Source organism: Congregibacter sp., from assembly GCF_045107095.1.
In the GTDB taxonomy this organism is placed as follows: domain Bacteria; phylum Pseudomonadota; class Gammaproteobacteria; order Pseudomonadales; family Halieaceae; genus Congregibacter.
This window is the reverse complement of sequence record NZ_JBGCFU010000056.1, coordinates 1-9,942: the sequence shown is the minus strand read 5'-3', so window position 1 is coordinate 9,942 and position 9,942 is coordinate 1. Positions and strand designations below refer to the sequence as shown.

General features: G+C 54.7%; 11 protein-coding genes. 1 reads left to right on the top strand and 10 read right to left on the bottom strand.

The window, feature by feature from the left end; genetic code table 11:
• Nucleotides 1-484 (top strand): SDR family oxidoreductase (locus AB8B76_RS09675; protein ID WP_405272039.1); only part of this gene is annotated, 484 nt, incomplete at its 5' end.
• Nucleotides 485-491: 7 nt separating this feature from the next.
• Here AB8B76_RS09675 and AB8B76_RS09670 read toward each other — a convergent pair.
• From AB8B76_RS09670 to AB8B76_RS09625, 10 genes are all read right to left on the bottom strand, one after another.
• A complete protein-coding gene (locus AB8B76_RS09670; RefSeq protein WP_405272037.1) occupies nt 492-1,061 on the bottom strand; it encodes a phosphoribosyltransferase in 570 nt (189 codons plus the stop codon).
• Between the two features lie 16 nt (nt 1,062-1,077).
• The gene (locus AB8B76_RS09665; protein WP_405272035.1) at nt 1,078-2,376 is read right to left on the bottom strand and encodes an NCS2 family permease; all 1,299 of its coding nucleotides are present in this window, start codon (nt 2,374-2,376) and stop codon (nt 1,078-1,080) included.
• A 3-nt stretch (nt 2,377-2,379) separates the two neighbouring features.
• Nucleotides 2,380-3,399 (bottom strand): adenosine deaminase, encoded by a 1,020-nt coding sequence (locus tag AB8B76_RS09660; protein ID WP_405272034.1) that lies wholly within the window; start codon nt 3,397-3,399, stop codon nt 2,380-2,382.
• Nucleotides 3,400-3,623: 224 nt separating this feature from the next.
• Nucleotides 3,624-5,039 carry a hypothetical protein gene (locus AB8B76_RS09655; RefSeq protein WP_405272032.1) on the bottom strand — a complete coding sequence of 472 codons (1,416 nt, stop codon included), beginning with the start codon at nt 5,037-5,039 and terminating at the stop codon, nt 3,624-3,626.
• Nucleotides 5,036-5,710, bottom strand: a complete 675-nt coding sequence (locus tag AB8B76_RS09650) for a tetratricopeptide repeat protein (protein ID WP_405272030.1) — start codon at nt 5,708-5,710, stop codon at nt 5,036-5,038. The genes AB8B76_RS09655 and AB8B76_RS09650 overlap by 4 nt, the downstream gene beginning before the upstream one ends.
• Nucleotides 5,704-6,663 carry a vWA domain-containing protein gene (locus AB8B76_RS09645; RefSeq protein WP_405272029.1) on the bottom strand — a complete coding sequence of 320 codons (960 nt, stop codon included), beginning with the start codon at nt 6,661-6,663 and terminating at the stop codon, nt 5,704-5,706. Before AB8B76_RS09645 ends, AB8B76_RS09650 begins: the two co-directional genes overlap by 7 nt.
• A gap of 13 nt (nt 6,664-6,676) precedes the next feature.
• Nucleotides 6,677-7,669 carry a vWA domain-containing protein gene (locus AB8B76_RS09640; protein WP_405272027.1) on the bottom strand — a complete coding sequence of 331 codons (993 nt, stop codon included), beginning with the start codon at nt 7,667-7,669 and terminating at the stop codon, nt 6,677-6,679.
• Nucleotides 7,662-8,165, bottom strand: a complete 504-nt coding sequence (locus AB8B76_RS09635; RefSeq protein ID WP_405272025.1) for a DUF4381 domain-containing protein — start codon at nt 8,163-8,165, stop codon at nt 7,662-7,664. The genes AB8B76_RS09640 and AB8B76_RS09635 overlap by 8 nt, the downstream gene beginning before the upstream one ends.
• On the bottom strand, nt 8,162-9,112 hold the full coding sequence (locus AB8B76_RS09630) for a DUF58 domain-containing protein (protein ID WP_405272023.1): 951 nt from the start codon (nt 9,110-9,112) through the stop codon (nt 8,162-8,164). Before AB8B76_RS09630 ends, AB8B76_RS09635 begins: the two co-directional genes overlap by 4 nt.
• Before the next feature lie 10 nt (nt 9,113-9,122).
• Nucleotides 9,123-9,942: AAA family ATPase (locus tag AB8B76_RS09625; protein ID WP_405272021.1), on the bottom strand; the 820-nt coding region annotated here is incomplete at its 5' end.

Sequence of the window (9,942 nt, the reverse complement as noted above, 5' to 3'; positions counted from 1 at the left end):
CAGCCGCGGTGAGCCGGTGGAGTTGGCGCGTTTCAAGAAAGTCATTGATGTGAACCTTATTGGCACTTTCAACGTTCTGCGTCTCGCCGCAGCGCAAATGGCCAAGCAAGACCCGATCAATGAAGATGGTGCTCGCGGTGTCATTATCAATACGGCGTCTGTGGCAGCATTTGAGGGGCAGGTTGGTCAGGCGGCTTATAGTGCGTCAAAAGGCGGGATTGTGGGTATGACCCTGCCCATCGCCCGGGATCTGGCGTCATTGGGAATCCGAGTGAACACTATCGCCCCGGGACTTATTCATACGCCTCTATTCGAGTCCCTGCCAACGGAGGCCTACGATAGCCTGGCGGCTCAGCCCGTTTACCCCAAGCGCCTTGGTAAGCCTGATGAGATCGCGCACCTGTCGCAGTACATCGTAGAAAATGACTACACCAATGGCGAAACTATCCGTATGGATGGCGCTATTCGTATGCAGCCTCGCTAGGCTGCTTTTAGCTGGCGCTCTTTAGTCGAGTTTCTAGGGTCTTCGCAAGGGGACCCTTGTTATCGATGATTTCTTGCTGCGTAAGCCCTACGAGCTCGTGGGGAAACACCAGCCACGCATCGGTTTCGTGGACGTAGTAATCCGGTTTGATGTCCGTAACGTTCTTGGACGGCTTGTACCAGGGAGTGGCTACCCGCATATTCTGCGGCATGTTGCGACGACACTTGGCGTTCATCTTGTCGAAGATAGCCTTGACGCTGCGACCGGAATCAAACACATCATCAACGAGTAAGACATCGTCGTTGGCATTTACGTTGTCGATGATGTAATCCAGCCCATGCACCCGAACGGTTTTTTCCTGCTGATTAATGCCTGTGTACGAGGACGTACGAATGGCGATGTGATCAGATTCCACGCCAACGTATTCCAGATACTCTTGAATCGCGATACCTACAGGTGCTCCGCCTCGCCAAACGCCAATAATAAAGTCAGGTCTGAAGCCGCTGGCAAAGATTTTTTCGCCCAAGCGAAAAGAATCAAGCAGTAGGTCGTTGGCGGAAATGTAGACTTTATCCATCAATAGTTAGCCATGCTCAGGAGAGAAAACCGAACTTTAGCATAAAGATCCCGGCGACTACGTAGACCGCCATGGGGCAGCGACTGGCATTGCCAGAGGCTATTTTTATCAGAGCGTATGTGATGAATCCCAGGCCAATTCCGTCGGCGATGGAGTAGCTCAAGGGGACGGCAATAGCGGTCACAATTGCCGGGGCACTCTCTGCAACGTCGCCCCATTCCAGATCTTCAAGCGCTCTTGCCATAATTGTGGCGACGAAGAGCAGGGCAGCTCCCGTAGCGAAGCCGGGCACACTCTGGGCCAGAGGCGCGATGAAAAGGCAAAGCAAGAAGAGCCCTGCGGTGGTTAAGGCGGTTAATCCGGTCCGGCCCCCAGCTTCTACGCCCGCGGCACTTTCGATAAAGCTGGTAGTGGAGGATGTGCCCAGCACTGCTCCCACAGCGGTTGCACTGGAGTCAGAGAGTAGTGCTCGTCGTAAGCGAGGTAGATGGCCATTCTTATCAAGCATTCCAGCTCGGTTTGCCACGCCTACCAAGGTGCCCGCGGTGTCAAAAACGTCCACTAACAATAAGGTGAGGATGACGGTGACCATGGACAGGTCGAGAGCACCGACGATATCCAGCTCTAAAAACGACGTCATCGGCGGCGGCATAGAAATAACACCCTGAAACTCTGCGGCACCTGTGAGCCACCCCAACACCGTTACCACAAGCATGCCGATTACCACTGCTCCAACAGTGCGCCGGGCTGAGAGCGCGGCGATGAGTACAAAACCAAGGAGCATGAAAATAGCGGGGGTTTCTGTCAGATCTCCGAGGCCTACGATGGTCGCTTCGTTACTAACGATTATCCCGCTGCCCGAAAGGGCGATGATGCCAAGGAAGAAGCCAATTCCTGCTGAAATACCGAGCTTGAGAGATCGGGGAATTGCGTTGATGAGCCACTCCCGTACGGGAAGTACCGACAAGACAATGAAAATCAGTCCCGATACGAACACCGCCCCGAGGGCGCTTTGCCAGGTGTGCCCCAATCCCAAAACCACGCCGTAGGTGAAAAACGCGTTTTGGCCCATGCCCGGTGCCTGGGCGACGGGGTAATTAGCGTAGAGGCCCATGATGGCGGTGCCCAGTGCGGCGGCGAGACACGTCGCGACAAATACTGCACCAAAGTCCATACCCGCAGCGGACAATATGCCTGGGTTCACCACGGTGATGTATGCCATGGCGAGGAACGTGGTTACGCCCGCAAGAACTTCCTGTCGGATGCTGCTGTTATGTTCGGTGAGTCCGAAGAATCGATCGATGGCATTGCGCATGACTTATTGCACCTTCTCGAGACGCGAGAGGTATTCGGACTTCTTGGTGTCGCTCATCCAGCTCACTTCGAAAGCATTCCGAGTCAGGGTGGTAATTTCGTCCTTTGAAAATTCCGCGTCCTCCACCAGAGCCATGAAATTCTCGTTCATATAGGCTCTGAAGTAGGCGGGGTCATCGGAGTTGATGGTGGCCTTCATTCCTTTGGATAGCATTTTTCGTATTTCGTCCCCGGTAAGGTTCTGCACCACAAAGCGATTAGATACTGGACAGACGGTCAAACCCAGACCGCGGCGCGCGATCTCGGTGCACAGCGCGTCATCTTCTAGTGCGTTTACGCCGTGATCAATGCGGTCGACTTTGATTATGTCGAGACATTCTTCAATGTGTTCAAGGATATCTTTCTGATTAACATCACAGTGCATGGTGAGTTTTAAACCTAGCTCCCGTGCTTTTGCAAAGACCTCGGCAAATTTCGCAGGAGGGTTATCCTTCTCGTCAGAATCTAGACCCACTCCAATCAGTTTATCCAGGTGGGGTATGGCCATTTCCAGGTGTTGGGCAGCAGACTCGGCGCTCATGTCACGCAAAAAGCACAGGATCAAGTTACTTTCTACGCCTAGGCTTGCCGCCGCCTCTTGCTGTGCCCGGTGTATTCCGTTGATAACGGTCTCAAAAGCGACTCCGCGGCTGGTGTGAGCCTGAGGGTCAAAAAACGGCTCTACATAGACCACGTTCTGTGCTGCCGCTCGCTGGAAATAGTGAAGCGCAAGTTCATAAAAGTCTTCTTCGGTGCGCAACACATCCATAGCGGCATAGTAGATCGAAAGAAATGAAGGCAGGTCGTGAAAGTTGTAGGCAGCAACTACCTCATCTGGAGTTTTGTACTCCAGTTCGATTCCATTGCGCTGAGCGAGGCTGAAAATGTGCTCAGGCTCGAGGGTTCCCTCAAGGTGCACATGTAGCTCGGCCTTGGGAAGCTTTTGAACAAAGTCGAGCATAGACTCGTTTTCTGGGGATTGCATATCCACTCCGTTGCGCGATTCAGTGGTGAGAACTACCTGGGCATTTCTTTCGCAATAAACCGCGCTATCAATCGCGAAAGCAATCGTAACGCCTTCATTGCCGCCCACGGTACTGACTTTTCATACCTAGTACTTGTCCGCAAAGATTATGCCACCGAACGACGCTGGCAGTTAGCGTGTTGGAGGCCTGTTTGCTTTGCCGAAGCCGACCTACTTAGCTCCCTTCAGAGCGTCGAAGACACGGGGTTAAGGTGTAACTCCGCTGAAGAAGGTTTGCCGATTCTCGGATAACTCAAGGCTCTCCAGAGCTCAACCGCTGCGCCTTGATCCGGCAATAGATTGCCTCCTCCGTAGGCATGTGCAAGGAGAAGCTCCAAACTACGCTCGATGCCGTTCCCCCCATCCGACGCGGTGGCGCCTTTGCTGTTCGAAGCTGCCGCTCTCACTGCATTTCTTAACAAAAGCGTAGTGTCAATCTGTGAGAGTTGGCCGTAAAGAAGCTGTACACACAAAGCACTATTCTGACTTTGTAATGCCTCAAGATACCCTTGGTAGCTCGCACGACGGTGTCGCCTCGTGTGGATGGCGGCTCGAAGCTTTAGAGAAAGTGTGGAGCCTCGAGTAAACCAAAGCGCCGCAACAATGATGAGGGTCGCCACGGTCGCCAGAATAACGGGCGAGCTGATTGCAATGTAAGAAGTCTTTTCTTTTTCCATCGACTGCGGCGTCGATGCAATAACTTCTACTTCGAGCGCTGGCAGCGAGATTGTTTCGAACTCTTTGCTATCCGTGTTGAACCATGTGTACTCGAGGCCGGGCAATTGATAGGTTCCGGGTGACTCGAAGGTTACGACCACGGTTTCTTCCCGCGTTCCGACCAGTTTTCCGCGGCCACTCTGGTCTGAGACTGTTGCGGGAGCCTCATAGATCGACAGCCCCGGGATGTCGTCCAGCTTTGAAGCCTCCAGCATCATTGCAGGCGCGTTCTGAACCACAAATCGCCGCTTGCGCGTAATCGCATCGCCCGGAATGTAGCTATCGAGTTTTCCTTCCCAGGTTTGTTCGATACTCAAGTCCGGCGTCGCTATCCAGGGCGCCGTGTCGTCGGCCTCTGCGGGACGCAGAATTTCAACTTGCAATGGGTCTAGCTCAAGATCGCCCTCGACGGTGCCGTCGTTCGCTGTGTTCACTGACGCAAATAACGCTAAAGGCGGTATGTCCAGGAGACCTGCTTCTCTTGGAAAAACGCGGAAACGCCATCGCTGTACGCTCCAGGTTTCTCCGTTTATCCGCCGTGAGCTATTGTCAGCAAAATTTGATACCGGCCTAACAACGGCGCCCGGGATACGAAAATCTTCAACGCGGGTCCCACGGCTAAACCAGCGGGCGGTAGCCACTTCGATAACCAGAACAAAGGGCGCTCGCTGATAAAGTCCGTCGTTCGAATCGACAGTCACGCTGGTACGGAGCATGTCGTCCTCACGAAGTTGCTCCAAAGTCATGGCGCTCAGAGTTTGCGGTGCAAAAGTCGTTGCCATCATCAGGACTAGCACAATGCCTCTAAGGCGCTTTATGAATGCCTCACCCGAGATCGAAAACTCTCCGAAGGAATCGTGCTCGCGTCTCGATATCAGCATCATGGTGTGCCTGTCTCTCGACGACGCAACTGCAGGTCAAACTTGGTGCTCAGGAATTCTGAAGGATTCCGTTGTACCTGCCGGAGCCACATGTCGGTCAGTCCCGGGTCGTCGAGAAGCTGTTCCGCCGACAGTTGCTCTCTTTCGACATTCGTCAGCCGTTCGTCACCCTCTGAAGACCGGGGACCATCGTCATTATCCGAGGACATGTCGCCGGATTCGGAAACCTGACTCTCAGACAGTTCTCGGTTAGCGTCGATGAGCTCTTGAACTATTGGAATGTTCACAGGAGGAGCAGGGTGCTGGGGGAAGCGCTCAGCGAGTTCCTCGTAAGCATCGCGAGCATCCAGATACTCTCTAGCTTGAGCGAGAGAGTTTGCTCTTGCGAGCAGAGATTCAGCGTCCTGATACTGCGAAAAATACTGGGCTGCGGCATAGAAATCCTCCGCGGCATACAAACTCATTCCCCGCCAGCGAGGGTTTTCAAAACTTCGTCCGGCGCGTTCATAGTCACCGTAGGCGAACCATAGGCGACCTTGCTGGTCAGGGGTAAGCCACAGATTGAGGAAGCCTTGAGGGTTGTTAAGGCCCCAGCCGAGACCAAGCGCCGCTAACAGCAACAAATACTTGCGCGCAGCGAGACGGTGCCGCCAAGACGATAGCCAGTTCACCATCGGAGAACCCAACCCTGACGAAACCACAACAAGAAGAGGAGCATGATGAGCGGGAGCAGATAGATACCTCCATCTATCCAGGGGCGGGCACTGTCTTCGCTAAGCTGATAGTGGCGATCTATCCGCCGCTCCAGGCTCTTAAGGTCGCTGTCATCAACACTCACTTGTTCGAAGTGGCCGCCTCCTGCACTACTGATTGCCCGCAGTTGTGCTTCCTGAAGCGGCTGCGCTCTTGCCGCTAAGCCGCGCGCTGCATCCTCATCTAACTGTGACTGGGTTTTCCCCATGCCCCAAATCAAAAGCTGCGTGTCCGTTGTCTCGGCCCATTTTCCAAACAGTGCTGCGGATTGGTCGCCAGCACCGTCGCCTACAATCAGTAGACTGCCTCCATTACCTCGATTAGCCAATAACTCATCCGCGATGGGTAATACGTTCTCGGGGGCTTTTCCCCGACGCGGAAGCATGCCCACATCCAGAGCATCAAGGTAGTGCAGCAGCATGTTGGAGTCGTTGCTAAGCGGCAGCACCGTATGGGCGCTGCCCGAATAGGCGATGAGAGCGGTGTAAGCATCTCCGCGCGACTGTGCGAGCTTGAGGATTTTGTCGCGGGCGCGCTGCAAGCGACTGGGTTGTAAGTCGGGTTCATTCATCGAAGCCGAGAGATCAACGGCGATAACTAAGGCTGCTGCATCCTGAGCAAAGGGGGAGTCACCACGCTCCCAACTAGGCCCGGCGACGGTGACGGCGAGCAGCGGTCCCAGAATGATTGAGACCCACAGGGGCGAAAACAACTGTCGCTGGCTACCCGGCACTATCATTGACGGTAGCAAGTGAGGAGCGATCACGGGCTCCCATTGTTTACCCAGGTCGCTGCGACGCCACTGAATAACACTCAATACGGCAAAGGGCAGAATCAGCAGCAACCAGTAGGGGCGCAGAAAGTGAAACTGCATTAGCGTCGCCCAATCAAACACGGACAGTCTTCTGGCGACGCCAGCCTCGTAATGCGAATAAGGGTAATGCTACGAGGCACAAAATAGCGAAGCATGCGAGCGGCACGTGGAATAGGCTGCTTCGAGGTCGATAGGATAGTGAGTCGTACTTCGCGGGCTCCAGGCGATTGATTTCGTCATAGGCCATTTGCAGGCCTTCACTGTCCAGCGCCTGAAAGCTGGCTCCTTGTGTGAGGTCTGCTATGGCGTTGAGAGTTTCAAGGTCAAGTGCTTCCTCGCCAATGGTGGATGGGTCGCCGACAGCGACGGTATAGATCGTGACGTTGTTGGTGGCTGCGATGGTGGCGGCGTCGATCGGGGGGACGCGAGAGCCAGTATCGTTGCCATCGGTTAGAACAATAAGCACACGATTGCTGGTTTCAGAGGATTGAAACAAAGAGATCGCTAAACCAATTGCATCGCCTAGCGCGGTGCTTTGCCCGGCCATGGCGACTTCGCTTTCGTCCAGTAATGTCAGCCACGTCGGTATGTCGTCGGTGAACGGCGCCTGAAGGTAAGCGGCGTTACCAAATACGATCAGCCCGAGACGGTCTCCTTCACGTTGTGCCGCAAAGTCTCGAAGTACGGCTTTTGCTGCGCTTAGCCTGTTTTTTTGCTCGCCCTCTGCATTGCTGAAGTCGCGGGCGTCCATGGATCCTGATAGGTCGAGAGCGAGCATGAGATCGCGAGCGGATTTCTCAACGTTGATGGGCTCTCCCACCCATTCGGGTTGGGCGGCGGCGACCACAAGGAGGCACCAGGCAAGCATACTGAACAACGCCTGTATTCGCCGGCGGCGCAGCACGCTGGCACCCGATCTTGGGGTTTCACCGCTCAGTAGCACCAAGCGCTGAAAGTAGGGCACTTGCAGCGAGTCCTGACTCTCTCGATGAGGAGGGCTTAACCACCGCACGAGAAAAGGTAAGGCCAACAGCGCGAAAGCCCAGGGTAGCGCGAACTCAATCATGAGGGCACTCGTGGGCAGAGATCCACGCTCTAAGTTGCATGAACAGCGACTCGATATTGCTGCCTTTTGTATTCAGCGGCTGATAGGCCAGAGCGTCCAGCTCAGAAACCGGCAACGGCGGGAGTTTTGGTGCGAGTTCGTGTAGCGCTTGCTTCCAGGCATCGCCCTTTGCACTGGCCAGTTCATCGCGCTGTCCCGTCGCCGCAATCGCGGTGGCACGAAGAAGGGGGGCAAGCTTGCGAAGCGATTGCTGGTCGCCCGAAAGATACGCGGCTTCAAGGCCATCGAGGGCGAGTTGCGCCTCCCGCCGATAGCGATTTCTTACATGCTTTTGCCAACGGGCCCATCCCCAGTAGATGCTCCCGAAGATGATCAAGGCTAAAAGAATCCACCACCCCGGCGTACTCGGCCACAAAGAAACTTGCGCTGGCATGGACGTTTCGATAATGCCCCGAATCGCGTAGTTGCCCCAGCCCGGGCCAAACAATTCTGTCATCGCCCCGACCCCAGCGCTTTGAGTAGCTGATTCATCGGGTCTTCAGCGCAGTCGATGTTGATTAGAGGGAGACCGTAGCGTCGAAGTACATCTTGCATATGAGCGACATGCTCGTTGAAGCTTTCACGGAAGCTCTCATCCAAACGGGCGCGATTGCCCGACACAGCGATCTGCATTTCACCGTCAGAAACTATGAGCTCGTCGAGTCTGGGTAATTCAACTTCGGCGGGATCAAAAACGTTGATGACGATGACATCGTTGTGCATGCTCATCTGCTTCAATAATTCGTCGCTTCGGTCATCCCAGCCGAATCCATCTCCGATGTATATCACTAGTGCATCGTGAGAGAGTTCTCGTGCCAGATTATTCATGGCAACGTTAAGCTGTGATGCTTGAGACGGCTGTCCAGCGGCGAGAGCGGCATTGGTTTTTGCTAATCGAGAGAGCAGCTCTACAACGCTGTCGCGACTGCGCCGCGGAGGAATGGTGTAGCAATCGTGGTCATCAAAAATCACTCCGCCGAGACGGTCGCCCGATGAGAGTACTCTCCAGGCTGCCAGCGCCGCGATCTCTGCTGCAACAACGGACTTCATGGATCTTTGACTACCAAAGAACATGCTGACACGTTGATCTACAAGGAGATGAACGCGACGCTCTCGCTCTTCGGTGTAGACCCGAACATGGGGTTTACCCGTCCGGTTAGTGACCTTCCAGTCCATAGTGCGGATATCATCCCCAGGACGATAGTGTCGCAGCTCTTCAAAGTTCAGACCTCGACCGCGCAAACGGGAACCATGTCGCCCCGTGAGAATGCTGCGTACGGGTTGCCGCGGTAGAAAGGAAAATCCCCGAGCCTTGAATTCCAGAGCGCGCAAGTGCTTCAGACTGACCGCAATGCGATTGTCTTCACGGTTGGGAGGCGGTTGTTTGCGTGATAGCCAGGACATGGTTGTTGTCTCAGGCAGCGGCCACCTGACGGAGAATTTCATCGATAACCGCATAGCTGTCTACAGATTCCGCCAAGGCGTCATAGCTGAGGATCATGCGGTGACAGAGAACGGAATGAGCCACGGCTCGAACGTCTTCGGGGTCTACATAGTCTCGGCCTGCTAGCCACGCGCTCGCCCGGGCACACTTATCTAGTGCGATACTCGCTCGCGGACTTGAGCCTACGCGGATCCAGTCTTGAAGGCGGGATTCGGGATAACGGGCGGGATCGCGTGTTGCCATCACCAGGGCAACGATGTACTTGTCGATATTCGGCGACACGCTGATCGCAGACATTGCTTCACGAGCCTGAAAAACCAGATCCTGAGAGAGTCTCGGCTCCTCGGTGGAATCGTCTTTTGTCTCTTCTCCGCGAACTAGACGGATAATGCCTTCTTCGGCGCTGTCGTCTGGATAGTCCACGGTAATCTTCATTATGAAGCGATCCATTTGCGCTTCGGGCAGGGGATAGGTGCCTTCTTGCTCAATGGGGTTCTGGGTGGCCAATACCATAAACAGGGGCGGGAGTGAGTAGCTGTTGCCTGCGACGGTAACAGTACGCTCTTCCATCGCCTCTAAAAGAGCTGCCTGAACTTTCGCTGGGGCCCTATTGATTTCGTCGGCGAGAACAACATTGTTGAAAATGGGGCCCTGCTGAAAGCGCAGTTCCTGCTTGCCCTCGAACTCTTGATAGATTTCGGTGCCCGTGACATCCGACGGCAGCAGGTCGGGGGTAAATTGGATTCGGCCAAGACTCGCATCCAGCACTCGAGCGAGGGTTCTTACAGAG